At 70.2% G+C, this 26798-nt stretch carries 22 protein-coding genes; 4 read left to right on the top strand and 18 right to left on the bottom strand.

Annotated features, from left to right (window positions below; genetic code table 11):
- Positions 1–22: 22 nt before the first annotated feature.
- From ABZ532_RS14370 to ABZ532_RS14360, 3 genes are read right to left on the bottom strand one after another with little or no spacing between them, the layout of a single operon-like run.
- Entirely contained in the window at positions 23–1423 is a 1401-nt protein-coding gene (locus ABZ532_RS14370; RefSeq protein ID WP_361282411.1) for an MFS transporter, read from the bottom strand.
- Positions 1420–2037, bottom strand: coding sequence for a TetR/AcrR family transcriptional regulator (locus ABZ532_RS14365; RefSeq protein WP_361282409.1), 618 nt, complete (start codon positions 2035–2037; stop codon positions 1420–1422). The genes ABZ532_RS14370 and ABZ532_RS14365 overlap by 4 nt, the downstream gene beginning before the upstream one ends.
- 33 nt (positions 2038–2070) lie before the next feature.
- Positions 2071–4575, bottom strand: a complete 2505-nt coding sequence (locus ABZ532_RS14360; protein WP_361282407.1) for a SpoIIE family protein phosphatase — start codon at positions 4573–4575, stop codon at positions 2071–2073.
- A gap of 196 nt (positions 4576–4771) precedes the next feature.
- On the opposite strand from ABZ532_RS14360, the gene ABZ532_RS14355 reads away from it, so the two are divergent.
- The gene (locus ABZ532_RS14355) at positions 4772–5056 is read left to right on the top strand and encodes a hypothetical protein (protein ID WP_361282405.1); all 285 of its coding nucleotides are present in this window, start codon (positions 4772–4774) and stop codon (positions 5054–5056) included.
- A 77-nt stretch (positions 5057–5133) separates the two neighbouring features.
- Here ABZ532_RS14355 and ABZ532_RS14350 read toward each other — a convergent pair whose 3' ends face one another.
- From ABZ532_RS14350 to ABZ532_RS14340, 3 genes are read right to left on the bottom strand one after another with little or no spacing between them, the layout of a single operon-like run.
- Positions 5134–6693, bottom strand: a complete 1560-nt coding sequence (locus tag ABZ532_RS14350) for a GMC family oxidoreductase N-terminal domain-containing protein (protein ID WP_361282403.1) — start codon at positions 6691–6693, stop codon at positions 5134–5136.
- Positions 6694–6724: 31 nt separating this feature from the next.
- Positions 6725–8290 carry an amino acid permease gene (locus ABZ532_RS14345; RefSeq protein WP_361282401.1) on the bottom strand — a complete coding sequence of 522 codons (1566 nt, stop codon included), beginning with the start codon at positions 8288–8290 and terminating at the stop codon, positions 6725–6727.
- Positions 8287–9756, bottom strand: coding sequence for an aldehyde dehydrogenase family protein (locus ABZ532_RS14340; protein ID WP_361282399.1), 1470 nt, complete (start codon positions 9754–9756; stop codon positions 8287–8289). The genes ABZ532_RS14345 and ABZ532_RS14340 overlap by 4 nt, the downstream gene beginning before the upstream one ends.
- Positions 9757–10111: 355 nt before the next feature.
- Here ABZ532_RS14340 and ABZ532_RS14335 point away from each other — a divergent pair, with 355 nt between their 5' ends.
- Entirely contained in the window at positions 10112–11170 is a 1059-nt protein-coding gene (locus ABZ532_RS14335) for a right-handed parallel beta-helix repeat-containing protein (RefSeq protein WP_361282397.1), read from the top strand.
- Between the two features lie 48 nt (positions 11171–11218).
- Entirely contained in the window at positions 11219–12265 is a 1047-nt protein-coding gene (locus ABZ532_RS14330) for a methyltransferase (protein ID WP_361282395.1), read from the top strand.
- A 79-nt stretch (positions 12266–12344) separates the two neighbouring features.
- Here the strand turns inward: ABZ532_RS14330 and ABZ532_RS14325 are convergent, their stop codons facing one another.
- From ABZ532_RS14325 to ABZ532_RS14295, 7 genes are all read right to left on the bottom strand, one after another.
- The gene (locus ABZ532_RS14325) at positions 12345–12671 is read right to left on the bottom strand and encodes a TcmI family type II polyketide cyclase (RefSeq protein ID WP_361282393.1); all 327 of its coding nucleotides are present in this window, start codon (positions 12669–12671) and stop codon (positions 12345–12347) included.
- Positions 12672–12705: 34 nt separating this feature from the next.
- Positions 12706–13185 carry an SRPBCC family protein gene (locus ABZ532_RS14320; RefSeq protein ID WP_361282391.1) on the bottom strand — a complete coding sequence of 160 codons (480 nt, stop codon included), beginning with the start codon at positions 13183–13185 and terminating at the stop codon, positions 12706–12708.
- Position 13186: 1 nt separating this feature from the next.
- A complete protein-coding gene (locus ABZ532_RS14315) occupies positions 13187–13453 on the bottom strand; it encodes an acyl carrier protein (protein ID WP_361282389.1) in 267 nt (88 codons plus the stop codon).
- A 16-nt stretch (positions 13454–13469) separates the two neighbouring features.
- Positions 13470–14720 carry a ketosynthase chain-length factor gene (locus ABZ532_RS14310; RefSeq protein WP_361282387.1) on the bottom strand — a complete coding sequence of 417 codons (1251 nt, stop codon included), beginning with the start codon at positions 14718–14720 and terminating at the stop codon, positions 13470–13472.
- A complete protein-coding gene (locus ABZ532_RS14305) occupies positions 14717–15985 on the bottom strand; it encodes a beta-ketoacyl-[acyl-carrier-protein] synthase family protein (protein WP_361282385.1) in 1269 nt (422 codons plus the stop codon). Before ABZ532_RS14305 ends, ABZ532_RS14310 begins: the two co-directional genes overlap by 4 nt.
- Positions 15982–16422 (bottom strand): cupin domain-containing protein, encoded by a 441-nt coding sequence (locus tag ABZ532_RS14300; protein ID WP_361282383.1) that lies wholly within the window; start codon positions 16420–16422, stop codon positions 15982–15984. Before ABZ532_RS14300 ends, ABZ532_RS14305 begins: the two co-directional genes overlap by 4 nt.
- A gap of 94 nt (positions 16423–16516) precedes the next feature.
- Positions 16517–17647 (bottom strand): SchA/CurD-like domain-containing protein, encoded by a 1131-nt coding sequence (locus tag ABZ532_RS14295; protein ID WP_361282381.1) that lies wholly within the window; start codon positions 17645–17647, stop codon positions 16517–16519.
- A gap of 260 nt (positions 17648–17907) precedes the next feature.
- Here ABZ532_RS14295 and ABZ532_RS14290 point away from each other — a divergent pair, with 260 nt between their 5' ends.
- Positions 17908–19701, top strand: coding sequence for an FAD-dependent monooxygenase (locus ABZ532_RS14290; RefSeq protein ID WP_361282379.1), 1794 nt, complete (start codon positions 17908–17910; stop codon positions 19699–19701).
- A gap of 139 nt (positions 19702–19840) precedes the next feature.
- On the opposite strand, the gene ABZ532_RS14285 is transcribed toward ABZ532_RS14290, so the two are convergent.
- The 5 genes from ABZ532_RS14285 to ABZ532_RS14265 all read right to left on the bottom strand — a co-directional run bounded on the left by ABZ532_RS14285 (position 19841) and on the right by ABZ532_RS14265 (position 26764).
- Positions 19841–20755 carry a carbohydrate ABC transporter permease gene (locus ABZ532_RS14285; protein ID WP_361282377.1) on the bottom strand — a complete coding sequence of 305 codons (915 nt, stop codon included), beginning with the start codon at positions 20753–20755 and terminating at the stop codon, positions 19841–19843.
- Positions 20752–22149, bottom strand: coding sequence for an ABC transporter permease subunit (locus tag ABZ532_RS14280; protein ID WP_361282375.1), 1398 nt, complete (start codon positions 22147–22149; stop codon positions 20752–20754). The genes ABZ532_RS14285 and ABZ532_RS14280 overlap by 4 nt, the downstream gene beginning before the upstream one ends.
- 5 nt (positions 22150–22154) lie before the next feature.
- Positions 22155–23477 (bottom strand): ABC transporter substrate-binding protein, encoded by a 1323-nt coding sequence (locus ABZ532_RS14275; protein WP_361282373.1) that lies wholly within the window; start codon positions 23475–23477, stop codon positions 22155–22157.
- Positions 23478–23566: 89 nt separating this feature from the next.
- A complete protein-coding gene (locus ABZ532_RS14270) occupies positions 23567–25249 on the bottom strand; it encodes a glycoside hydrolase family 13 protein (protein WP_361282371.1) in 1683 nt (560 codons plus the stop codon).
- A gap of 231 nt (positions 25250–25480) precedes the next feature.
- The gene (locus ABZ532_RS14265; RefSeq protein WP_361282369.1) at positions 25481–26764 is read right to left on the bottom strand and encodes an ABC transporter substrate-binding protein; all 1284 of its coding nucleotides are present in this window, start codon (positions 26762–26764) and stop codon (positions 25481–25483) included.
- Positions 26765–26798 lie beyond the last annotated feature (34 nt).

The raw sequence follows: 26798 nt of genomic DNA, 5'->3' as shown, positions 1-26798 counted from the left end.
CGCCGCGCGGTGGGAACGGGCCTCATGCTGCGTCAGTGGGGACGGGGGAGGGTTCGGGCTTCGCGCTCTTCGCCATGGAGTCGTGTGGGAGCCCTGTGGCGATCAGTGCTCCTGCCACCGCCACCGCAGACAGCGCGACAAGCGCGAACACCATCGTCGACGGGCCATGCCCCAGCAGTGCGGTGGCAGCGGCGATGCCCAGTGCCGGGCCGACGTTCATCACCGTCTGCTGGAGCCCGCCCGCCACTCCGGCGTGCCGGGCGGGCGCCCGGCGCACGATGACGGCCGTCGCGGTGACCATCACCGTGCCGAAGCCCGCGCCCAGCAGCAGGAACGCGCCGCCGACCGCCAGGGACCCGGATGCCGCGCCGAGCCGCGAGAGGGCGAGGACACCGAGTGCGAGCAGCGCCATCGCCGTGGCGGCGGTCCGCCGCGGGCCCCAACGGCGTTGCAGCCAGACGGCCAGCGGGGCGCTCAGCACCATGGCGGCGGGACCCGGCAGCCCGGCCAGGCTGCACTGGAGCGCATCCATGCCGAGGACGTCCTGAAGCAGATAGGTGCCCACGAAGACGGCTCCGAACATCGCCGCCGAAGCGGCCAGCAGGACGGCGAGTGACGAGGCGACCGCCGCCGTGCCGATCACCTCCCCGGGTATCAGCGGGCTCACCGTGCGCCGCTCATGCCGGAGGAACACGCCCGCGCTCACCGCCGCCACGGCGGCCGCCGCCGTGGTCGCCGGAGTCCAGCCGGTCCGGGGGAGGTCCGAGAGCGTGTGGACCAGGCACACCAGTGCCAGTGCGAGCAGACCGGCGCCGGGCAGATCGAGCCCCGTGGTCCGTTCCCGCCGCGCGGCGGCCCGCGGCAGGGAGAGGCGGGCGCCGAGTGCGAGCGCGCCGATCAGCAGCGCGGGTACGACATTGACGAAGAACACGGCCCGCCAGCCCAGTTGGGTGGTGAGGGCTCCGCCGATGACCGGACCGGCCGCGGCTGCCGCGGCGATGGCGCCGGTGCGCAGGGCGATCGGCGAGGCCAGCTCGTCCGGCGGATACGCGGACCGCAGCATCCCGAGGGTCGCGGGCTGGAGCAGGGCGCCGCAGATCCCCTGGGCGACCCGCAGCCCGATCACCCAGCGGATGTCGGGGGCGATGCAGATCCCCGCCGAAGTCGCGCCGAAACCGATGGTCCCCAGGGCGAACACCAGCCGGTGGCCGTAGCGGTCGCCGAGCCGCCCCGCGAAGACGAGCAGGCTCGCCACGGCGATGAGGTAGCCGGTGCTGGTCCACTGCACCTGCTGGAGCGAGGCATCCAGGTCCCGTTGCATGGAGGGCTGGGCGACGGTCAGCGCAGTGCCGTCCAGGGCGACGATCGCGGCTCCGGCGATGCTGCACGCCAGCGTGGCCGTTCGCCGGGGGCTGCGGCTCATCGGCGCACCGGCCCGAGGTGGGCGTCGAGCGCGGCCTGGAGCAGGGGTTCGATGTCGTCGAGGCCCGCCGCGAGGGGAAGGCTGCCCCACAGCCACAGCTGGGCGATTCCGTGCAGATTCGCCCAGAGTGCCGCGGCCACCACCGCCGGCGGCGCCTGGTCCGTGCCTGGGGCGGAATCGGCGGACGGGTGCCGGCGTGCCCGGGTGACGAGGTCGGCGAGCAGGGCGAAGAGCGGCAGCGAGGTCTCCCGCAGGCCGAGTTGATTGCTCTCCAGCAGATCGTGACGGAACATCAGCTCGAACATGCCGCGACGGGTGCGCGCGAAGTCCAGATAGGCGCGGGACAGCGCGGCCAGCTGCTCCCGGGGGTCCCCGGGCGCCGTCGTCGTCGCCATCGTCTGCCCGGCCCTGTCCGCGAGCTCGGCGAAGCCGCGCCGGGCGATCGCGGACAGCAGCTCGAGGTGGGTGGGGAAATAGCGCCGCGGGGCACCGTGCGACACCCCTGCCTGACGGGCGATCTCGCGCAGGGACAGGGCTTGCGCCCCTTCCGTGTTGACCAGTTCGACGCCGGCATCGATCAGACGGGCCCGCAGTCCCGTGTCCTGTTCGCTCATAGACAGTGTCTACCAAAGAGGCGTAGACACTGTCTACTCAGGTGGTCCGGGCAACTGCTCCCGAGGCGCCAGCGGGATCTCGGCCCACACCTGCTTTCCACCGCTGAGCGGCACCGAGCCCCAGGACGCCGAGCTCGCCTCCACGATCAGCAGCCCGCGGCCGCCGGTGGCCTCCCAGTCCACCGCGGCCGGCTTGACGGGGCTGCGGGGCGAGGCGTCGTTCACGGCGATCCGCAGCCGGTCGGCGGCGAGCGTCAGCTCCAGCCGTACCTCGCCCTGGGTGTGGGCGATCGCGTTGGTCACCAGCTCCGAGACGACCAGCAGAACCGCGTCGAGCTCCTCCACCACGCCCCACTGGCGCATGGTGCGCGCCGTGTAGCGCCGGGCGTGCAGGACCGCGTTGGGCAGGCGCCAGACCGTCCAGTGCGTCCGCATGGGACGCAAGCGGGTGCCGTCGTAGCGCAGCAGCAGCACCGCCACGTCGTCATCGCGCCGGTTGGCGCTGACCAGCAGCTCGTCGGCCACCCGTCCCGGCTCCGACGGATCGGCCGCCTCGAGCACGTCGCACACCCGCCGCATGCCGTCCTCGACATGGAGTGTCGAGGATTCGACCAGGCCGTCGGTCAGCAGGATCAGCAGGGTGCCCGGAGCCAGACCGGCTTCGTTCAGGGGAAACTCCTCGTCCGCCAGTACGCCCAGCGGGGGGCCGCCGTCGATGGTCATCACCTCGGCGCCACCGTCGGGATAGCGGATGACCGGTGGCAGATGGCCGGCCCGGACCAGCCGGGCGATGCCCTCCTCCATGTCCAGGTCGACATAGAGACACGTGGCGAACAGATCGGTCTCCATGCCCACGAGCAGCCGGTTGGCACGCGCCACGACGACATCGGGCGGATGGCCCTCGACCGCGTAGGCCCGGACGGCGGTGCGCATCTGGCCCATGATGGTGGCGGCCCCGGCACTGTGGCCCTGGACGTCCCCGATCACCAGAGCCACGTGGCCGTCGCGCAGCGGGATCACGTCGTACCAGTCGCCGCCCACCTCCAGACCGGCGGTGGCGGGCAGATAGCGGGCTACGGCCTCCCCGCCCGGCAGCTCGGGCAGCTTCCGGGGCAGCAGGCTGCGCTGGAGCATCGTGGCGAGCTCGTGCCCGGCGTCCAGCGCATGCGCCCGCATCAGGGCCTGCCCGGCCAGACCTGCGGTGGCGGTCAGCAGCGAGCGCTCCTCCGGCCCGAAGCGGTGCGGTTCGTTCCACCCGACCAGGCACACCCCGACCATGCGTCCGTCGGACGGCAGCGGTAGCACCGCCAGACCGCCCGGCCCGATGCCGCCGAGCCCTGGTTCGAGGTCCGCGCCGGGCGGCCACAGACTCACATGGCCCTCGCGCAGTGCGCTCTGGAGCGTGGGAAGCGCGTGGACCGGGGCGTCGGGCCACTCGGAGCGCCACTCGGACCGCCAGAGGTCGGGCCAGGCGTCGGGCTCCGGAGGGTCGAGCAGGGTGACCACGAGCCGGTCGGACTCCAGCTCGGCCAGCGCCACCCGGCTGGCTCGCAGCGGGTCCCGCAGCGAGTCCACCACGAGCTGGCTGACGTCCTTGATGGTCCGGGCCCGGGCCAGGGTGGCCGAGAGACGCTGCACGATGGACACGTCATCGGCGCTGGGGCGCAGATAGGCCGCGTCGGCGACCACGCCGAGCACCCGCACCGGGGTGCCTTCGGCGTCCACGTCGACCCGGCAGCGCAGCCCCAGCCAGCGCAGCTCGCCGCCCGGGCGGCGGATACGGAACGCCAGCTGCTGGGCCGTGGCGGACAGCCGGTCCGGCTCCACGACGGCCATCAGGGCGGGGATGTCGTCCGGGACCGCGCAGGCCAGGAGGGTCTCCACCCGTCCGTCGAAATGGTCGGGTGCGATCCCGAGCAGGTCCAGGACGTGCTCGTGTGCCTCCATGCGTCCGGTGGCCAGTTCCAGGATGAACGCCCCGCCCCGCAGCGGCACCAGGCTCTGACCCAGCTGGGGCCGGGGTGCCATGCGTCCGGGGGCATGGGCGGCGACCGACTCGAGTGACGCGGCGACCTGGTCCGCGTAGAGCTCCAGCAGCGCGCGGCGGTCGGGGCTGAAGCCCTCGAGCACCTCTCCCGCCACCACCAGGCAGCCGAGCTCCTTGGTGCCGCGTCCGAGCGGCACGGCCCCGAGGGAGACCCTGGCGGCGGAGGTGCCCACGGTGTTCCGCATGATCCGCCCGGGGAAGTGGTGGGGATCGCTCTCGATGTAGGCGGCGAGTTCCTTGGGGCTGAGCCAGAGTGAGCTGCCGGCGCGGAAAGCGTCCGCCGCGGGGGAGTGGCCCTCCACCGCGAGGATCGCCGGGAGCCCGTACAGCACGCTGCGGTCACCGGTCATCTCGGCCAGATGGAGCTCCCGGCCGCCTTCGGCGAGCACGTAGACAGCGGCCAGCTCAGCCCCACAGAACGCAAAGCTTTGCCTGGTCACTGTCTGTAGCTCCTGCCTGGGCGGGCAGCCACCGCCGACGGCCTCACCCATCCATGCTGTCCCGCATGCGACTCAATGGGCGACTCGAGCGGATGACCGGTCCCGGACAGGGCCCTCCGGCCCCTTGCGACCTTCGTACAAAAGGGCCGAACGGGTGGTCGTCGGCCCCGTACGCAACCACTCTCACCGGCCGGAGCCTCCTGGCAGTCAGTGACCCCACCGAAGAGAAACCACTGAGGAGGCTCCCATGGCTGTTGATCTCTACCGGTTCCCCGGAGCGGATTTCTTCGGCACGCTGGGCGACACCAGCGCCACGTACGCCGGTGACTTCCTGCTGCCGACCCCCGATCCGGGACAGCGGCTGCCGATGCCGCTGAACCCCGAGGACTCGCGCCGCCTCGACCTGCACGCCGCGCTGACCTCGGCCGGGATCGCACCGCTTCCCGGTGATCTCGAGGCCATCGAGGCGCTGTGCCTGCTCGACGAGGCGACGAACGCCACGCTCCGGCGCTGGATCACCGGGGCCGCGTAGGAGCCCGTGCACGCGGAGGCACGCCGATGGCAGCGACTCCACGACCCGGGGGACCCGGGCCGTGGAGCCGGCCGTCGTCAGCCTTCCCTGACCAGGTCGGCGCACTTCTCGCCGATCATCATCGTGGTGATGCAGGGATTCACCGCGGGGAGGAACGGCATCGCCGAACCATCCGCCACCCGCAACCCACGGACGCCCTTCACCCGGAGCCGGGCGTCGAGCGGTGCGCCGGGATCGTCGTCGGCGCCCATCCGCACCGTGCAGGCCGGGTGGTAGACCGTGTTGTGTGTCTCGCGGATGTACGCGAACAGCTCCTCGTCGCTCCTGGCCCCCGGCCCCGGGGCCAGCTCCGCACCCGCCCAGTCGGACATCGGGGCCTGCGCCACGATCTCGCGTGCCAGCCGCAGCCCGTAGGTCATCACCCGGATGTCGTGCTCGTCGGTGAAGTAGCGGGGGTCCACCATCGGCTTGTCGCGGAAGTCGCGGGTACGCAGCCGCACCGTGCCCAGCGAGCGGGACCGTGTGACGTTGGGCGTGAGACAGAACGCGTTGTCCGTCGTGGGATAGCCGCGCCGGAAGGTGTTCATGTCGAAGGGCACGGACCCGTAGTGGAACATCAGATCCGGCCGGTCCAGGCCCGGTTCGGTGTCGGCGAAGATCCCGATCTCCCACCACTGCGTGGAGGTGGTGACCATGGGCTGCTTCGCCTCCCACATGATCACTCCCTCGGGGTGGTCCTGGAGGTTCGAACCGACGCCGGGGGAGTCGACCCGCACGTCGACCCCCACCTCCCGCAGATGGTCCGCGGGTCCGATGCCCGAGAGCATCAGCAGCTTGGGCGAATCGATCGCACCGCAGCACACGATCACCTCGCGCCGTGCGGAGACGGACCCGGTGTGGACCGTGTCCGGCTCCAGGTACTCGACCCCGGTGCAGCGCCCGTCCTCGCTGAAGAGCAGCCGTCGGGCCTGACGGCCGGTGCGTACCTCCAGATTGGGGCGTCTGCCGAGCACCGGGTGCAGATACGACACCGAGGCGGACGCCCGGGTGCCGTCCGGGAAGCAGTTGATCTGGAACCAGTTGGCCCCACGCACCACGGTGGTGCCGGTGTTGAACGGAGTGCGCGGGATACCGGCCGCCGCACACGCCTCCAGCAGAGCCCGCCCGCAGGGGTCGAGCGGAGGTACCGTGCGCAGATGGACGGGTCCCGAGTGGCCGTGGTCCCCAGGCCCGTCATTGGTCTCCAGCCGCCGGTAGAGCGGGAAGCAGTCCTCGGCGCTCCAGCCGGTGCAGCCCATCGCGGCCCACTCGTCCAGGTCCTCGGCGGGCGCCCAGAAGGCGATACAGGAATTGTGCGACGAGCAACCGCCGAGCACCTTGGCACGGGCGTGGCGCAGAAAGCTGTTGCCGTTCTCCTGCGGTTCCACCGGGTAGTCCCAGTCGAAGCCCGACTCCAGCAGGGCCATCCAGCGGTCCAGCCTGAGGACGCCGTCCTCGCCCACGTCGGACGGCCCGGCCTCCATGAGGCAGACGGTGACATCAGGGTCTTCGCTCAGCCGCGCGGCGATCACGGCTCCGGCCGTGCCGCCGCCGACCACGACATGGTCGAACTCCGCCAGGGGTCTGTCTGAGGTCATGCGAACTCCTGGGTTGGGGGTCGGCTGGTCTTCAGGGCGTGGTGGGGTCCATGGCCTGCGCCGCGTGTTCGGCGAGCACACCCGTACGGTGCCGCTGCACGAACCAGTAGTAGGCGAAGCCGCCGAGGGCCACGATGCCGATGAACAGGAACGCGCCCCAGCGCAGGTACCAGTGCTGCGGCCCGGTCGCGTTGTAGACCTCGGCGCGCGGCCAGGCCAGGTTGAGGGACATGGCGGCGCCCCACAGCACCGCGAGGATGTTCATCGGCAGCCCGAACCTGCCGAGCGAGAACCGGCCCTCGGCGGGCTTCCACCGCCCGCGCAGCCGCTGGATCAGCATGGGCGTGGTGACCAGCAGATAGGCGACGTAGATCATGATGATCGCGATGCTGGTGATCACCGAGAAGATCTGCGGCTGGTTGATGTTGATGACCAGGACCACCACCCCGACCACACCCATGACGATGGCGGGTACGACCGGTGTCTTGAAGCGGGGGCTGACCCTGGCCAGCTTCGAGCCCGCGGGCAGGTTGTTGTCGCGGGCCATGGCGAACATCAGCCGGATGCCCGCGGCCTGCACCGCCAGTACGCATACGGTGATCGCGATCACCACGCACCACAGGAACACTTCGCCGACCGTTGGGCCGAGGGTCGCGAGCACGACGTACTGCAGGCCCTCGGTGGACAGCTGTTTGGCGAACAGGTCCGGTACGGCCATCAGGGCGAAGAGAAGGATGAGTCCGCCGAGGGCGAAGGACGCGATCAGGGCCCGCAGGATGGCGCGCGGGCAGTTGCGCGCCGGGTTGTGCGACTCCTCGCCGAGCGACGAGGCCGTGTCGAAGCCGTACATCACATAGGCGGAGGCGAGCGACGCGGTCAGGAAGGCACCGAAGTAGCCCCAGGTGTAGTCCGCGCCCAGCCCGTAGGTCTGGGTGAGCACCTCGCCGGGGCCGCGTGTGATGTTCACGGCCAGGCAGATGATCAGGGCGATGGCGGCCAGCAGTTCGATGAAGACGCCCCCGGAGTTGATCTGCGCCATCAGTTTGACGCCGAAGGCGTTGACCAGCGTGGAGAAGAGGATGAGCACCGAGCCGAGCAGGACGGCGTTGGCGGCGGCGCTGGAGCCGCTGCCGTCGCCGATGAACTGGAAGACGGGGTCGATGCGGGGCAGTGTGATCTGGTAGGCGAGCGCCACGGCGGCCAGCGTCACCATGGTGGCGGTGAGCATCATCCAGCCGCCGAGCCAGCCCACGTGCGGGCCGCCCATCTTCTTCGCCCAGTTGTAGACCGAACCGGCCACCGGGTAGCGGGCGGCCAGTTCACAGAAGCAGAGGGCGACCATCAGCTGTCCCACGAAGACCATGGGCCAGGACCACCAGTAGGCGGGGCCGCCGAAGGCGACACCGAAGTAGAACAGCTGGAAGGTGCCGGTGAGGATCGAGATGTAGCTGATCCCGGCGGCGAAGGTGTGGAAGTTGCCGAGGGTGCGCTTGAGTTCGGGCTTGTAGCCGAGTTCGGCGATGGCCTCGTCGTCGTTGTGGCCCGGGCCCGGGGTGGGTCCCGGCGGCTGGGACGCGGGGCCGGTATCCGTCGTCATGCGAACCACCTCTGCGGGCTGGGCGACAGGTTGCGCCAGACGTGTTTGGCCTCCTGGTACTCGGCCAGCCCGGTCGGGCCGAGTTCGCGGCCGAAGCCGGACTGCTTCATCCCGCCCCATTCCGCCTGGGGCACATAGGGATGGAAGTCGTTGATCCACATGGTTCCGGCACGCACCCGCGAGGCGACCCGGTGACCGCGGGCGATGTCCGAGGTCCACACGGCCCCGGCGAGCCCGTAGACGGTGTCATTGGCCAGGGCCACGGCCTCGTCCTCGTCACGGAACCGCTCCACGGTGAGCACCGGGCCGAACGACTCATCGGTGACCACGGACATCCCGGGGGTGCACTCGTCGAGCACGGTCGGTGGATAGTAGAAGCCGTTCCGGAGCGCGGGGTCGTCCGGACGCGCACCGCCGCAGCGCAGCACGGCGCCCTCGGCGATCCCCGCCGCCACATAGGCCTCCACCTTCTCGCGGTGCGCGGCGGAGATCAGCGGCCCGGCCCGGGCGTTCTCGTCGAACGGCCCGCCGAGCGGGATGGCCTCGGCCTGTCTGACCAGCTCGGCGACGAAGGCGTCGTGCAGCTCGTCCTGGACGAGCAGTCGTGCCCCGGCCGAGCAGACCTGCCCCGAGTGCAGGAAGACCGCCGTGAGCGCGTAGTCGACGGCGGCATCGAACGCGGCGTCGGCGAACACGATGTTGGGGTTCTTGCCGCCGAGCTCCAGCGCCACCTTCTTCACGGTCGGGGCCGCGGCCGCCATGATGCGGCGCCCCGTGACCAGGCCGCCCGTGAACGACACCATGTCCACCCGGGGATCCTCGGTCAACGGTGCGCCCGCGGTGGCTCCCGCGCCGAGCACCAGGTTGGCCGCCCCTGCGGGCAGCCCGGCCTCGGTCAGCAGTCGCATCAGGATGACGGCCGTGTGCGGGGTCAGCTCACTCGGCTTGAGGACGAAGGTGTTCCCGGCGCCCAGGGCGGGAGCCACCTTCCACGCGGTCTGGAGCAGGGGGTAGTTCCACGGGGTGATCAGCGCGCAGACGCCCACCGGCTCATGGACCACCCTGCTGTCGACCCCCGGGTCGCCGGTGTCGACGACACGGTCGTGCCCGCCCGAGGCCACCAGGCTGCCGAAGTAGCGGAAGCAGCGGGCGATGTCGTCCATGTCGTACGCGCTTTCGACCAGCCGCTTGCCCGTGTCGAGGGACTCGGCCCGTGCGAGTGCGTCCTTGTCCCGTTCGAGCAGGGCGGCGACCCGCAGCAGCAGTGCTCCGCGCTCGGCCGCCGGGGTGCGGGGCCAGGGACCCCGGTCATAGGCGTCCCGCGCTGCGGCGACCGCCGCCGCCGCGTCCTTCGGCCCGGCCTCGTCGACGGTCGCCACCAGCGTGCCATCGGCCGGGCAGCGGATCTCCCGCACCCCGCCGTCGGCAGCCGCGGTCCATTCGCCACCGATGAACAGCTCCGCCATGGGACCTCCGGGTTCAGATGAGCGCCCCAAAGTGACTTTCGTCAGGTTTGAGTCCTTTGGATCCGACATTAGAGAGGTCGGGCCGGTTTCGCAGATGAGGAGGCGCGTGAGGGGCGGGTCTTCCCGGAAGCCGGACGCGGTCCGTGGCTGTGCACAAAGAGTGACAGCTCATGGTCGCCGCACGCCTCTGGCCGTCGGAGGCGTCCCGGCGGCCGGCCCTCATCCGGCGTTCGCTTCCGGCGGGAAACGGCCGATGGCACGCGACACGCCGGGCCGCTGCCCGTTTGGATCACGAAACGCGACCCTAACGGCATGGTATGTGGCGAATTGTCATAAGCCCCCATAATTTCGACTCATGACGAAACGACAGATCACTTACCTCGGATGCGCCGCCCTCCTGGCCGCTTCCGGCATGGGCGCCGCCGTGCCCGCCCATGCCGCCGGCACCCATGATGTCCAGCCCGGAGAGTCGATCCAGGCCGCGGTGAACGCCGCGAAGCCCGGCGACGTCATCACCATCGGCGCCGGGACCTTCCATGAGAGCGTCACGATCACGACCTCGGACCTGACCCTGCGCGGTGCGGGCAAGCGGACCGTCATCGCACCCCCGGCGACGGCCGGCAAGGACGCCTGTGCCCAGAAGGGCAACGGGATCTGTGTCATCGGCACCGACGCCAGACCGGTCGAAGGCGTGCAGATCGGCTCGCTCACGGTCCGCGCCTTCAAGAAGAACGGTGTCTGGGCCTCCCGCACCGACGATCTGACCGTGCGCAAGGTGACCGTCGAGAAGAACGGGAACTGGGGAATCGCCCAGGAACGCTCGGTCGGCGGCGAATTCCGCGGCAACATCGCCCGGGACAACGCCGAGTCCGGCATCTTCCTTTCCAACACGACCGACACGGAGGCCGGAGCCCTGGACACCAAGGGCGCCGTGGTCAGTGGCAACTACCTCGCGGGCAATCGCATCGGGGTGACGATCCGCCGCCTGAGGAACCTCGTCGTCGAGGGCAACGCCATCACCGGCAACTGCGCCGGAGTGTTCGTCGTCGGCGACGAGGGCGTACCGCGCACCGGCGACCTCGCCGTACGCGGCAACAGCATCTTCCAGAACAACAAGCAGTGCCCGAAGACCGCACGGCTGCCCGAGATCCAGGGTGCCGGAATCGTGCTCACGGGCGCCGAGCACACCACCGTCTCGGGCAACGTGGTCTGGGGTCACACCGGGAAGTCGCCGTTCGCCGGCGGCATCGTGCTGTTCAAGAGCATCGTCGGCTCGCCCAACAGCCGCAACGACATCAGCAACAACGTGCTCGTCGGCAACACCGTCCCCGACCTCGCCAACCGCGACACCGGCGAGGGCAACACCTTCGGCGGCAACTTCTGCAAGGCATCCGAACCCGCGGGCATGTGCTGACACGGCCGCTCGGTCCGGGGGAGCACACACCACGAGAAACGAGGCGGCATGACGACCGTAAGCACCACCCCCTCGCACGAGGCCACCACTCCACCGTCCATGCGCCTGCGGGAGCTCGTCTTCGGAGCGGCATGCGCCGCCGCCGTGCGCGCCGCCGCCAGGCTGGGTGTCCCCGACGCGCTCGGGGACACCCCCTCGACCGCCGAAGAGCTGGCTGCGGCCGTGCGCAGCGACCCCCGGGCTCTGCGGCGGATGATGCGGGCCCTGTCCTGCTACGGGATCTTCGAGGAGCAGTCGGACGGGCGGTTCGCCCACACCGAGATGTCCCGCATGCTGCGCGAGGACGACCCGCACAGCCTGAAGAACATCGCGCTCTGGTGCACCGAGCCCTGGACCTGGAACGCCTGGCCGCTCCTGGACGAGGCGGTACGAACCGGCTCGGGTGTGTTCGAGCAGGTGTACGGGAAGGGCTTCTTCGACTACCTGCACGCGGACGCGCCGGAGTCGGCCCAGGTGTTCAACCGGGCCATGACCACGTCCAGCATGCAGTCGGCCCGTGAGGTCGCCGAACTCCTCGATCTCACGGGGGTGTCGACCGTCGCGGACATCGGCGGTGGCCAGGGCCACGTGCTGGCCAGCCTGCTGGAGAAGTACCCCCATATGCGGGGTTCCCTGCTCGACCTTCCCCGTGTGGTGGCGAACGCGGATCCCCGGCTGCGCGACGGCGGTGCGCTCGCCGACCGGGTCCGCATCATCCCCGGCGACTGCCGGGAGGCCATCCCGGTCGAGGCCGATGTCTACATCATCAAGAACATCCTGGAGTGGGACGACGAGAGCACCCGCAGAACCCTGCGGAACGTCATCGAGTCGGCCCGCCCGGGATCCAGGGTGGTGGTCATCGAGAACCTCGTGGACGACACCCCGTCCATGCGCTTCACCACCTCGATGGACCTCATGCTGCTGCTGAACGTGGGCGGAGCCAAGCACACCAAGGACAGCATGGTCACGCGCATGGCGGACGCCGGTCTCATCGTCGGCGACATCCGCCCCGTGAACCCCTATCTGGACGCCATCGAGAGCATCACCCCCGCCTGACCCGCCCCCCGGCAGACCGGGTAACAGCGCAGAGCCCCCGTCCGGAGACGGGGGCTCTGCGCTGTTACCCGGCAGTCCGTCAGGTCCGGCGCTCCCAACGGTAGAACTCGTGGGCCATCGCGTCCTTCGGGCTCCGCCAGGTCTCCGGGTCGTAGGCGCTGACGTACGCGGAGAGCTTGTGGCTCACGTCGCGGAAGTCAGGGTGATCCACGACCTTGGCGACCGCGGGTCCGGGCGGGCGGTCCGACTCGATCAGATGCAGGTAGACATCGCCGAACTGGAACAACGTCCGCCGGGTGACCCCGACGAGGCCCGGCAGTTCACCCCGGTCGGATTCCTCGAACACCTTGGCGATGTCAGGGGCCGTGCCGGGTGCCATGCGGGCGACGATCAGAGCTTGGTGCATCGGGGAGAGTCCCTTCGGTGGGTACGGGCCTGGCTCAGTCGGTGGTGACCGCGACGACGTCGCGCTCGCGCGCGCGCTGCTCGATCTTGTCCCGGATGAGCTGCATCTGGACCTTGGAGTTGCGGTTGATGTTGTCGGTCATCCAGTCGTCGTCGACCGGGGCGTCCGGCTTCATCGCGAAGTCCTGGGTCCAGTGCATCAGGACGCCCTGCGGGGTCTCCTTGTACGTCCAGCGGATGTCCATGTGCTGGAACGGGCCGGTCTCGACGCGCCGGGCGCGCACTGTCAGCGCCTTGCGGTCAGTGGTGCGCTCCGACACCCAGCTCCACACCTTGCCGTTCTCGTCGGGGTGCATGGTCAGCCGGAACGTCGTGGTGCTCCGGTCGCGCTCGACGATGTCCACGGACGCGTACTCGCTGAAGAGCTGGGGCCAGTTCTCGATGTCGTTGGTCATGTTCCAGACGAGATCGAGCGGTGCCTCGATGGTGATCTGGTTCTCGGTGTGCCCGGACACTTCACGCTCCTGCCATGAGGGAGTTGTTGACGAGGTCGAGGAACTCACGCGGCGTCTTGCAGCGGTCCGCGTCGGTGGGCAGTGGGCGTCCGTAGCGGTTCTCCAGCTCGCCGACGATGCCCAGCAGGCCGAGCGAGTCGAGCCCGTACTCGTCGAACCGGGCCTCGGGACGGCCGCCCATCTCCGCCGGATCGACCGTGATGCCGGCACCCTTCTTCATCAGGGCGGCCAGTTCTTCGATGGTCAGCTTGGTGATTTGCGTGGTCATGTGAGAGTCCTCCGTCTCACGAGGGGTTGTCGGCGCCGCGCCTGAGCACCAGCGCCGCATTCGAGCCCATGAGTCCCCGGCTGAGGATCAGGGCCGTACGCAGTTCGGCGGGCCGCGCCCGGCCGGTCACCACTTCCAGGTCGTGGCATACGTCGAACACATTGGGTGTGGGCGGGACGAGGCCGTCCTGGAGAGCGAGCACCGCGGCGGCGGTGTCCAGCACCGGAGCCCCGCAGTAGGCCCTGCCCGTACCGGTCTTGGGGGCCGTGACCGGGACACGTGCGCAGTGCGGGCCCAGGGCGTCGGCGATCGCCATGGCCTCGGCCCGGTCCGCCTCGGGGATGCCGAGCGCGTCCGCGAACACGACATCGATCTCCTCGGGGGCACACTCCGCGTCCGCGAGGGCGCCACGGATCGCGTGGGCCAGACCTTCGCGGGACTGCTGCCAGCGTGAGGCGCCGGTGAAGGTCGCGGCATGTCCCGCCACGACCGCGCGCACCGGGACGCCGCGCTCACGAGCCGCGGCCTCCGCCTCGACCACGAGCATCGCGCCGCCCTCGGCGGGCACGAAGCCGCAGGCACTGGGGGTGAAGGGGCGGTACGCCCGCTCCGCCTCTTCGCACAGGCTGAGCTCCCGGTAGCCGAGCTGGCAGACGAGCGAATACGGGGCGAGGGGTGCCTCGGCCGCGCCGATGACCACGGTGTCGGTGCCCCGGGCGATCGCCCGCCCGGCGTGCGCGAGGGCGTCAAGACCGCCCGCCTCGTCGCTGGCCACGACCCCGCAGGGGCCCTTGAAGCCGCCGCGGATCGAGATCTGGCCCGTACTCGCCGCGTAGAACCAGGCGATGGACTGGTAGGGGCCCACATAGCGCGAGCCCTGCCCCCACAGGCGTTGCAGCTCGCGCTGGCCGAACTCACCGCCACCGGATCCGGCGGCGGTGACCACTCCTACGCCGAACGGGTTGTTGGCGCTGTCGCCCGGGGCGATTCGCGCATCCGCCAGCGCCATGTCAGCGGCTGCCATGGCGAAGTGCGTGAACCGGTCGGTCTGTACAAGGAAACGTTCCTCCACCACGGACTCGGGTGCGAAGCCGCGGACCTCGCCGGCGATACGGACCGGCAGATGCTCGCAACCTTCCCGAGTGATGTGGTCGAGGACGCTCAGGCCTTCCCGTGTGGCCTTCCAGAAGGCGTCGGTGCCAACCCCGTTGGGGGCGACGACACCCATTCCGGTGATGACCGGACGCCGGTCCTGCCGAGGACTCATCTTGTCCTCCCTCCTGGCCGGGTCAGCACCACGGCGGACTGGAATCCGCCGAAGCCGCTGCCGACCGAGAGCACATTGCGCAGCTTGAGGGCGCGCGCCGTGCGCGGCACATAGTCGAGATCGCACTCGGGGTCGGGCGTCTCGTAGTTCGCCGTCGGAGGCACCACCTGATTGGCCAGTGCCAGCACGCAGGCGACGATCTCTATCGCCCCGATGGCCCCGAGAGAGTGGCCCACCATGGACTTGATGGAACTCATCGGCACCTTGTAGGCGTGTGCTCCGAGCGACTCCTTGACGGCGGCCGTCTCGTGCCGGTCGTTCTGCTGGGTGCCCGAACCGTGGGCGTTGACGTAGTCGATGTCCGAGCCGTCGAGCCGGGCGTGATCGAGCGCGGTGTCGATCGCGCGGGCCATCTCCAGGCCCTCCCGGGTCAGACCCGTCATGTGGTACGCGTTACCGAAGGTGGCGTAGCCGCCTACCTCGCAGTACACGGTGGCACCCCGGGCACGGGCGTGCTCGAGCTCCTCCAGGACGAGGACGGCTCCGCCCTCGCCCATCACGAACCCGTCCCGGTTCGCGTCGAACGGGCGCGACGCATGCGCCGGGTCGTCGTTGTTCGCGGAGGTCGCCTTGATCGCGTCGAAGCAGGCCACGGTGATCGGGGAGATCGGCGAGTCGGACGCGCCCGCTATGCAGACGTCGACCCTCCCCTCCTCTATCGCGTGGAAGGCGTAACCGATCGCGTCCAGGCCGGAGGTGCAGCCGGTGGACACGGTCTGCACCGGGCCCCGGGCCCCGGTCTGCTCGGCCACCTCGGAGGCCAGGGCGCTGGGCGCGAACGCCCGGTGAAGATGCGGCTCGGCCTCGCTGTGGTCGACGTCCCAGCGCCGCCCGGAGCTGCTGACCTTGACGTAGTCGTGCTCCAGGCGGGTGGTGCCGCCCACCGCGGTGCCCAGGGACACACCGATGCGCCAGGGATCCTCCCGATCCGGGTCGAGCCCCGCGTCGCGCAGCGCTTCCCTGGCCGCGACCAGTGCGAACTGGACGTACCGGTCCGCGCGCTGGATCGTCGCCGGGTCAAGGCCGTGGGTGGCCGGGTCGAAGTCGCACTCCGCGGCGATGCGCGAGCGGAAGCCCTTCGGGTCGAAGAGCGTGATACCCCGCGTCGCCGTCCGTCCGTTGGCCAGAAGGTCCCAGAACGCCGGTATGCCCACACCTCCCGGCGCCACTATGCCGACGCCGGTGACCGCTACCCGCCGTGTCATGAAGCCGTCCTTGTCCGTTCGGGCGGCCGGTTCCCTCCGGTACCGGCCTTGGCCGGGGTCTCCTCGGTGTCGACGTGTCCGAGCTCCGGCCGCGGCGCCAGCGGGCCCAGATGGAACACCATCCGGGCGTCCGTGCTGCCCACGTTGCGGAACCGGTGCCGTACATACGCGGGGATCAGCAGACCCTGGTCCGGGCGCAGCGCGTACGTCTCGTCGTCCAGGTCCACTTCGAGTGCTCCGCTGACGACGTACACGAACTCCTCGGAGTACGGGTGGTAGTGCTCACCGATACGGTCGCCGGGCTCCACGATCGCCAGGCCCATGAACCCGCTCGTCGCGCCCACCGTGGTGGGCGTGAGCATGGCGCGCAGATCGCCTCCGCGCTTGGTGTTGGGCTGGGTCTCGCTGAGATCGACGATGCGATGAGGTGTGGTCATGAGATTCCTCCACGTGGCCGGATGGCGTTGGGCCGGCGGTGCGGTGGGCCGGATGGCTCCGGCGCGCCGCACCGCGCGGCGCATGACGGACGGTTCAGGGACCGACGGGGGACCGGCGATCGGTGATCAGGCGCATGTCGGCGCGAGCGAGGAAGCGGAGCATGTCCGCGTCCGTCGCCGGAGAACCGCCGCCGAACGCGTCCTCGTCGAGCAGACGGGCCACCATGGCCGCCTTGCGGGGACCGTGCGCTCCTCCCGCGAGCATCGGAGCGGCTTCAAGGCCGCCCCGCACGTCGACGAGCCGGATGACGACGTCGTCGCGCAGGAAGATGGTGCTGCTCTCGATGACCCCGGAGGGGTCGTGGGCGGCTACCTCGTCCTGACGGGCGAGTAGCTTGGCCAGAGCCATCCCGCAGCCCTGCTTGGCCGGGTAGTACAGCGCGTGTCGCTTCGAGTCCGAGTGCTCGCCCTCGACGGCCGCCAGATGGTGGACCGCCGGAAGCGAGGCCCGGGTGAAGAACATCCGTGCCGACTCCTGGTCGTTGAGGTCGCGGTACTGCTCCAGATAGGGGTTGATGGCTTCCTCGAGCGCCTGCACCTCGGGCTGCCTGGCCACATGACGCAGCGCGGCGAGCAGATCGCCCTGCACCTCCACCGCGCGGATGACCCGGTTGCGGTGCATGAACAGGGAGGTACGGCGCAACCGGGTGTTGTCGTCCACCCGTGGCTCGGGTGACTTGTAACCGGCCAGGAGCTCGGCGACGATCTCCTCGCTGCCCGGCTTGACGGTAAAGGTGAGGGCGTGTCGGACGATGCCGTCACCCATCCGCGCGTATGGCTGAAGTGCACCGCCGAGCTCCGAGGCACGGGCCTCCGTGTGGATCTTGCCCGTCTCACGCAGCACGCTGAAGCGCAGCGAACGGGTGTCCCGCACACAGCTGTGCAGCGGCTTCACCACGTCGACGTGCTCCTCGCTGTTCACCCACTCGATGAACGGCGGCGCGCTCTCCCACTCACTGGTGATCAGCCACTGTGAAGGGTTCTCGATCGACTGGCACAGCTGGTCACTCAGGTGACCGGGTACCGACGCCACCTGGTTGCGCATGTGCTCGTACGCGGCGAGGAAGCTCTGCTGCGCACCGTCATGAAGATCCACCAGCAGTACGACCCGCAGCCTGGAGCCGTCGAAGGCCGACTGAGATATACGTTCCGACAGAGTTGTCATGTTCCACGCATCTCCTTCGAGACAGTGAAGCCGCCACCGAAGTGACGGAGCCGGCTCTCCGGGGTTCGGAGTAAGGGGTCCGACGCATTGGAACCGCCGATCAGCGCCCAGGCGATGCGGCTGTCCGGCTTCGATCCTGTGCCGATACCACGGGTGGCGCGAGATGTGTGAACCATGCGGGTGAAGGGGCGATCGAGGCGCTCCCGCAAGGGCATGGAAACTCCAATCCCCCCAACCGGCGGCTGGAGCTGGAGCAACTGATGGAAGAAAACTTCGACGACCGCGTACCGGTCCTGATCGTGGGCGGCTCGCTGGTGGGCCTGTCCACATCGCTGTTCCTGGGCCGGCTCGGCGTCGGGCACATGCTCGTCGAGCGGCACGCGAGCACCTCGAGGCATCCGCGCGGTCGCGGCAACAACCTACGCACCATGGAGCTGTTCAGGGTGGCGGGGGCCGAACCGCTCATCCACGAGGCCGCATCCGCACTCTCCGGCAACCACGGCATCCTCCAGACCCCGTCACTGGTCGGCGACGAGGGCGAATGGCTGCTCAAGGAGATCGCCCCGGGCGACGGACTGACCCGTATCAGCCCCTCCGGCTGGTGCGTGTGCAGCCAGAACGACCTGGAGCCGGTGCTGCTGGAGTGCGCCCGCAAGAACGGCGGCGACCTGCGCTACTCCACCGAGATGAAGTCGTTCGAGCAGGACGCCGACGGGGTGACCGCGGTCATCGAGGACCGCGAGAGCGGCCGGACCCGCGTCGTCCGGGCGGACTACCTCGTGGCGGCCGACGGCCCCCGCAGTCCCGTACGCGAGCAGCTCGGCATCGGCCAGACGGGGCTCGGTGACCTGTTCCACAACGTCAGCGTCACCTTCCGGTCCCGCGCGCTCGCGGATGTCGTGGGCGACCGCCGCTTCATCGTCTGCTACCTCACCAACCCCGAGGCGGACGGTGCCCTGCTGCCCGTGGACAACGTGGAGAACTGGGTCTTCCACGCGCCCTGGCAGCCCGACAAGGGCGAGAAGCTGGAGGACTTCACCGAGGAGCGCTGCATCGCCCACATCCGCAAGGCGACCGGCGCCCCGGACATCGACGTCGAGATCACCGGAAAGGCCCCCTGGCACGCCGCCGAACGGGTGTCCGAGCGGTACGCCTCGGGCCGGGTGTTCCTCGCGGGCGACTCCTGCCACGAGATGTCGCCCACCGGGGCGTTCGGCTCCAACACCGGCATCCAGGACGCGCACAACCTCGCCTGGAAGCTCGCCATGGTGCTGGGCGGCGCCGCGGGGCCCGGTCTCCTCGACAGCTACGAGGCGGAGCGACTGCCGGTGGCCAGGGCCACGGGTATGCGGGCGTCGAGCAGGTCGGAGGAGCACAGCCACCCCGGCTACGACCCGTCGTCGGTGGCGGGCCGCGGCGGTGGTCCTGGCGGCCCGGGTATGGGTGGTCCCGGTGGTCCTGGCGGACCGGGTATGGGTGGACCCGGCGGACCCGGCGGACCCGGCGGACCCGGCGGACCCGGCGGACCCGGCGGACCCGGCGGACCGAGCATCGCCGGTGGGCCCAACGGCAGCCCCGGCGGGATGCTCGCCGTGGCGATGGGCTACCGCTACCCGCACGGTGCCGTCATCGGAGCCGACGCCGACATGCCCGTCATCCCCAAGGGGATCCAGCTCGTCGGGGAGCCCGGCGCCCGTTCGCCGCACATGTGGCTGCACAAGCCCGGCACCCAGCGCCGGATCTCCACGCTGGACCTGTTCGAGCGGTCGTACGTACTGCTGACCGGTTCGGGCGGTGCGGCGTGGCGTGCGGCTGCGCGTACGGTGGCAGACCGCCTCTCGTGCCCGCTCGACGCCTACCTCGTGGGTGAGGAGCCCGACGCCGACCTCATCCCCGAAACCGGCTTCGACTGGGCCGAGTCGCACGGCGCGTCCCCCGAGGGCGCGGTCGTGGTCCGCCCCGACGGGTTCATGGCGTGGCGCTCGACCGGGATGGAGTCCGACCCCGAAGCGGCACTCATGACGGCCATGAAGTCGCTGCTGCACCGCTCGTGAACCACCCCTGAGCCGCTGCGCGAGCAGTCCGCCCCGTCGATGCCCACCCCCGTGAGGCATCGACGGGGCGGACTGCCGTCACCGCGGGCAGCGCTCACCACGCTGTCGCAGCCGGACACGCCGCCGCAGCACAGCCCGCTCACTTGACCGAGCCCGCCATCACCCCCTGCACGAAGTGCCGCTGGAAGGCGAAGAAGACCACCACGGGCACGATCAGGGACAGGAACGCACCGGGAGCGAGCACATCGATGTTGCTGCCGAACTGGCGTACCTGCGACTGGAGTTCCACGGTGAGGGGCTGCGATGAGCTGTCCGCGAAGAGCAGTGCCACCAGCATGTCGTTCCACACCCACAGGAACTGGAAGATCGCCAGACTCGCGATCGCCGGACGGCCCACCGGCAGCACCAGCCGGGTGAAGATCCGCCACTCGCTGCCGCCGTCCATCCGTGCGGCCTCCAGCATCTCGCGCGGGATGTCGGCGAAGTAGTTGCGCAGCAGGAAGACGGCGAACGGCAGCCCGTAGGCGACATGGAAGAGCACCACTCCCGGGATCGTGCCGAACAGACCCAACTGGCCGAACAGCTTGGCCACCGGCAGCAGCCCCACCTGGACGGGCACCACCAGCATCGCCACCACCAGCAGGAACAGCCAGTCCCGGCCCGGGAACTCCAGCCAGGCGAAGGCATAGCCCGCCAGCGCCGCGATCACGATGACCAGGGTCGTCGCGGGCACCGAGATCATGACGGTGTTCCAGAACGCCTGGGTCATCCCCGCGTTGCCGAGCAGCGCCGAGTAGTTGTCGAACGACAGCTGCCCGGGGGAGGCCAGCACGGTCCACCAGCCGCTGCCCGCACTGTCCTGTGCCGAGCGCAGTGAGGACAGCAGCAGACCCGCCAGCGGAGTGATCCATACGAGCCCGATTACCACCAGGAGCGCCTGGACAAGGCCGTTGCCGAGCCACTTCCCCAGCCTGCTCCCGGAGCGCCTCCGTGCGCGGCGGCGACCGGTCGGCGCTTGCTTCGTGACAGCCGGTTCGGTGACGGTGGCGCTCATGACTGGCTCCTGCGGAAGCGGCGGACGTTGAAGACCATGGCAGGGATGACCAGCAGCAGGAGCAGCACACCCAGCGCACTGCCGAGCCCCTGGTTGTTGCCGCCGCCGAAGGAGACCAGCCACATCTGGGTGGCCAGCACGGTGGCGTCCTCCTGCACCGGCCCGGGCGCGATGATGTAGACGAGGTCGAAGACCTTCATCACATTGATGACCAGGGTCACGAAGACCACGGTCAGGATGGGGGCGAGCAGCGGCACGGTGATCCTGCGGAACACCTGCCACTCGCCGGCACCGTCCATCCGGGCGGCTTCGAGCACGTCGCGCGGCAGGGACGACAGGCCCGCGCCGATGAGCACCATCGCGAAGCCGGTCCAGATCCACAGGTACGCGCCGATGATCGCCGGGGTGACCAGCGCGGGGCCGAGCCAGGACACGCCCTCGTAGGGCGGGGCGAAGTTCTGCGCGGGCAGCCGCACGGTGTAGGCGCCGGCTGCCAGCGCGGGGAAGCGGAAGGAGCCGTCCGACGCGGTGGTCGCGGTGGCGACCGGGCGCCCGTCGCGTACCGCCTCTACCGTCAGCTCCGGCAGTCCGCTCTCCTCCGGGTCCACCCGGCCCTGCTCGCCGCCGCCGCCCGGTGTGAAGTCGAGATAGGCCACGCCCAGCAGTTCACCCGGCCCTGCCTCGCGGCTCGCCGCCGGCCGCGCGGGCCGTGCGTCCGCGGGCAGTTCCTTCGGCGGCACGCCGACAAGCCCGAGGGCGATGCTCTGTCCGCCGGGGGACACCGTGCCCGATGTGCTGTACGAGCCGTCGGGTCCCTTCGTCAGCCCCTGGCCGTCCCGGGCGCGGGCGGTCGGATACGAGGACGAGCCCTTGACGGCGTCGTGCGCCCCGACGACGGCGGCGTTCAGCACCCCCTTGTCGGGGTCCTCCTCGTAGGCGAGCCGGAAGATGATGCCCGCGGCGAGGAAGGACACCGCCATCGGCATGAAGAGCAGCAGTTTGAACGCCGTGGCCCAGCGGACCTTCTCGACCAGCACGGCCAGGATCAGTCCCAGACCGGTGAGCAGGGTGGGGGCGATGACCACCCAGATGGCGCTGTTGCGGACCGCCTTGAGAGTGGCCGGGTCGCGGAACATCTCGGCGTAGTTCTCGCCGCCGACGAAGCGTGTTCCACCGGCGTCGAAGAAGCTCCGGCCGACGGAGAACAGCACGGGATAGACGACCAGCGCGCCGAGCAGCAGCAGCGCGGGAAGCACGAAGGCCACGGCGACGGTCCGGCGACGGCGCTGGGCGCGGCGGCGGGGGTCGTGCCCGGGGGTGCGCCCGGGACCGGTGGCCCCGGCGGGCCCCGGGAGGGGGCCCGCCTTCGGCGATGAGGAGGTGGCAGCGGTCATGATCGTCAGCCCTTGTACGCCTTGGTCGCCGCGTCCTCGAGCCTGGCCGCCGTGCCCTTCGGATCCGACGGGTCGCGAAGGAAGTCCTGGAGCAGCTTCCACTCGCCCGCGCCCTTCGTGCCGCCGAACGCCGCGGGCGCCTGGTCGGACATGTCGAAGCGGACGGAGTCTCCGGCATCGATCAGTGACTTGGCCGTCTGCCGGGTGGTGTCATCGCCGTAGGACTTGAGGTCCAGCTTCTTGTTGGGGGACAGGAAGCCACCCGCCTCGGCCCACACGGCAGCGGCCTCGGGTGTCGCCAGGAACTCCACGAAGGCCATGGCCGCCTTCTTGTTCTTCCCGTCCTCCAGGGCGACCGCGGCGTCACCGCCGCTGACCACGGGTGCGTCACCGTCGTCGACCGCCGGGAAGGGGAAGAAGGCGGCGTCCTCGCCGATCTTCCGGCCGAACTGGTCCTTGGCCACACCGGCGACGAAGTCGCCCTCGTAGACCATCCCGGCTTCCGGCTCGGGGCCGAAGACCTTCTCCACGGATCCGGGGAAGTCCGTGCTCAGCGCGCCCTTCTGGCCGCCCGCGATCAGCTGTTTGTCGGCGAACAGCTTGCCGAGGGTGGTGAGGGCCCTGACCACGCTCGGATCGGTCCACGGGATGCTGTGCCCGGCGAGCTGGTCATACGTCTGGGGGCCCGCCTGGGACAGATAGATGTTCTCGAACCAGTCGGTGAGGGTCCAGCCGTCCTCACCCGCGACCGCGAACGCGGAGACACCCGAGTCCGACACCGCCTGCCCGGCCTTGAGCATCTCCGCGTAGGTCTTCGGTGCCTTGACCCCGGCCTGGTCCAGGGTGTCCGGGCTGTACCAGACGGTGGACTTGTGCGCGGCCTTGAAGTACACCCCGTACAGCGTGTTCTCGACGCTTCCGTAGTGCTTCCACACACTGGCGAAGTCGGTGTCGACGGACTTCTCGGCCGTCTTGGAGAGCGGGGTGAGCCAGCCGTTCTTCGCGAACTGCTGGAGCACACCGACCTGCGGCACCATCACCACGTCGGGTGCGTTGCCGCCCTCGATCTTGCTGCCCACCACGGTGGAGACGTTGTCGCCGGTGGAGACGAACTGGGCCTTGGCTCCGGTCTTGGCGGTGAAGGCGTCGAGCACCTTCTGGAAGTTCTTCTGCTCGGCGCCGGACCAGACCCCCGCGACGGTGATGGTCTGGCCGTTCAGCGACTTGTCGCCGCCGTTCGGGGTGGTGACGGGGCCGCCGCCACAGGCGGTGGCCCCGAGGGCCAGGGTCAGCGCGGTGCAGCCCGCGAGTATGAGGCGTCGCGTCATGACGGGGATCTCCTTGGTGGGCGAGGGACGGGCGGGTTCGGACCAGGACCGATGGAACGGACGAGGACCGACGGGAACGGGGGGCTGGTTCAGGGGCCGGTGCCGTCGCCGGTCCACCAGGCGGCGGTGGATCCGGGCAGTACGCCGTTCGGGCAGGGACCACTGGAGAGCAGCGGAGCTCCGGAGACGGGCGCGGGCACGGGTGCGGTGCCGAAGTTGACGGCGCAGACGAGACCGTCACCGCGGACGAAGGCGAGCACCCCGGGCGCCGACTCGAGCCAGCGCAGGGTTCCCTCGCCGAGCTGCGGCAGCCCCCGGCGGAGCTGCAGGCCGTCGCGGTAGAGGTGCCAGAACGAGCGGGTGTCGGCGACCGCCCGGTCGGTGGCGTGCTCGGCGAACCAACCGGGCTGCGGCAGCCAGGGCTTGGCCCCTTCGGCACCCGAGGTGAAGCCGAACGGGGAGGCGTGCCCGGACCACGGCAGCGGCACCCGGCAGCCGTCGCGGATCCGGGCCCGGCTGCCTGTGCGCCGGAAGATCGGGTCGGTGAGGACCTCGTCCGGCAGGTCGACGACCTCGGGCAGCCCCAGCTCCTCCCCCTGGTAGACGTACGCGGCCCCGGGCAGTGCCAGCATCAGCAGTGCGGCGGCCCTGGCCCGGGCGGCGCCGAGTCCACTGCCCTCGGTGCCGGACTCCCCGTAACGGGTCACGGTCCGGACCTGGTCGTGGTTGTTGAGCACCCAGGTGACCGTGGAGCCGGTGCCCGCGATGTCCTGCATGGCCTCGGTGATCACCTTGCGGAAGGCGCCGGCGTCCCAGGGGGCCGAGAGCAGATCGAAGAAGAAGGCCTGGTGCAGCTCGTCCGTGCGGACGTACCGCGCGTGTTCCCGCGCGGTGGGCACCGAGACCTCGCCCACCAGCAGCCGCTCGCGGCCGTCCCGCAGGGTGTACTCCTCGCACACCGAACGCCATTGGCGCCACACCTCGTGCACCTCGGGCTGGTTCCACGCCAGCGGATTGACCGCGTCGCGGGTGCGGGCGTCGGCCTCGGGGTCGGGGGAGTCCGGCAGCTCGGGGTGCTTGAAGAGTCCTGCCGCCACATCGATACGGAAGCCGTCGACACCGCGGTCCAGCCAGAACCGCAGGACGTGCTCGAAGTACGCGGTCGTCTCCGGATTGCGCCAGTTCAGGTCGGGCTGCGCGGGCGTGAACATGTGGAGGTACCACTGGCCGGGGCTGCCGTCGGCTTCGGTGGCCCTGCTCCAGGCGGGCCCGCCGAACATCGCATGCCAGTTGTTCGGCGGCACGTCGCCGCCGGGGCCGCGGCCCTCGGCGAAGTGGAAGCGAGCCCGAGCCTCGCTGCCCGGTCCTGACGCGAGGGCCGCGCGGAACCACTCGTGCTCGCTGGAGCAGTGGTTGGGGACGATGTCGAGCAGCACCTTCATGCCGAGCCGGTGCGCGTCCGCGACCAGCAGGCCGAACTCGGCCAGGTCGCCGAACACCGGATCCACGTCGCAGTAGTCCGCGACGTCGTAGCCGTGGTCGTGCTGCGGCGAGGGGTAGAACGGGCTCAGCCATATCCCGTCGACGCCGAGCTTCTTGAGGTACGGCAGTCCGGCGCGGACCCCGGCCAGATCGCCGATTCCGTCGCCGGTGCTGTCGAGGAAACTGCGGACGTAGACCTGGTAGATCACCGCGTCACGCCACCAGTGGTGCCGTGTAGGGCGCTGTGAGCCGCGCTGTGGAAGACCGTCGCCGGCCGTGGATGTGAGCATCACCCGTGAACCTGTTTCTGCACGTGTGTCTTCTGCATGAAGGGAGCGTCCGCAGCCAAGAACGACCAGCGGTTATGCATTCATGTTAAGTAGTGGTGTCGCGCAGGTGTCAACGGTTATGCAGGGCCGTACCAGCAAGTTGGGTGGATTGCCCGCTTTTATCCGCCATAATTGACGGCATGAGGCACCGCATGGATGCCTAACGGTTAAGTAATGGTGTCCCGTGTGAGCTCAGCCGCGCCGGGCGATGGCGGCCAGTTCGTCGCTCAGCCTGCGCACAGCGGCATCCGGCCCCTGGTGCTGCGCCATGGCGTCGTGAACGACCGCCTGCACGGCCAGACTCACCTGCTCGTAGCGCGCGCTCTTCGGCCGGGGAGCAGCCGCCAGCACGCTCTTGCGCAGCGCGGGCAGATAGGGGAACTCCCGGATGAGTGCCGGGTCCTGGTAGAGCGCCGCCCGCACGGGGGGAAGCGCCCCCTCGGTGAGCACCTTGCGCTGCACCGGGGCGCTGGTGAGATACGCGATCAGATCGCCCGCGGTCTCCGGGTGCCGGGCGCCGGTGCTGACGGCGAGATTGGACCCGCCCAGCACGCTCGTCCCCGCTCCGCGGGGCCCCGGGAGGGGCACGGCGCCGAACTTGCCCGCGACCCGCGAGCCGGGCCCCGACGCCCCGGCGTAGGCGTAGGGCCAGTTGCGCAGGAAGAGCAGCCGGCCGTCCTGGAAGGCCTGCCGGGACTCCTCCTCCTTGTAGCCGAGCGCTTCCTCGGGGATCCAGCCGTCGCGCACCCCGCGGGCGAGGAAGCCGATGCCGGTACGTGCCGCGGGGGAGTCCAGCGTCACCCGGCCGTCGCCACCGAGCACCGTGCCGCCCGCCGAATAGACCGCCTCGGTCGCGTTGACCGTGAGCCCTTCGTACGGGAGGAACTGGCCCGCGTAGCCGCCGATGCCGTATCGCGGGGCGATGGTCCTGGCCTGGCGCTCCAGCTCCGCCCAGCTGCCCGGTGGGCGCTCGCCCTCGCGGTCGAGGATGTCCTTGCGGTAGTAGAGCATCCCGGCATCCGTGACGTAGGGGACCGCGTACAGCCTGCCCTCGTACGTGGCCGTGTCCACGACCGGCGGCAGGAAACTGTCCAGCGGGAAGCGCCCGCGCTCCAGCGGGGCTATCCATCCCGCCGCGGCGAACTCCGAGGTCCAGGCCACGTCGATGTTGAGGATGTCGAACCGGCCCGCACCCGAGCGCAGCTCGGTGGTCATCTGGGAGCGGGTCTCGTCGGCCGAGTCCGGCAGCTCCACGAGCGTGACCCTCTCGCCGGGGTGTCCCCGGTTCCAGCCCTCCAGCAGGGGCTCGAGATACCCGGTGAGAACACCGGCCGTAGCCAGCGTCACCGGCCCTCGGCCGCCGTCGCGCGCGCCCTCCGCCGACGGGCCTCCGGCCCCGGTACCGGACGACACACAGCCGGCTATCACGACCGCCGCGACCAGGAGACCCCTACCGGCGGCACGTATCCACCGCATAGGTTCCTCCCTGTACCTCGGTCCCGGGCTCCTT

It is taken from the genome of Streptomyces sp. NPDC019396, from assembly GCF_040632375.1.
Taxonomy (GTDB): domain Bacteria; phylum Actinomycetota; class Actinomycetes; order Streptomycetales; family Streptomycetaceae; genus Streptomyces.
This window is presented reverse-complemented; position numbering and strand designations above follow the sequence as displayed.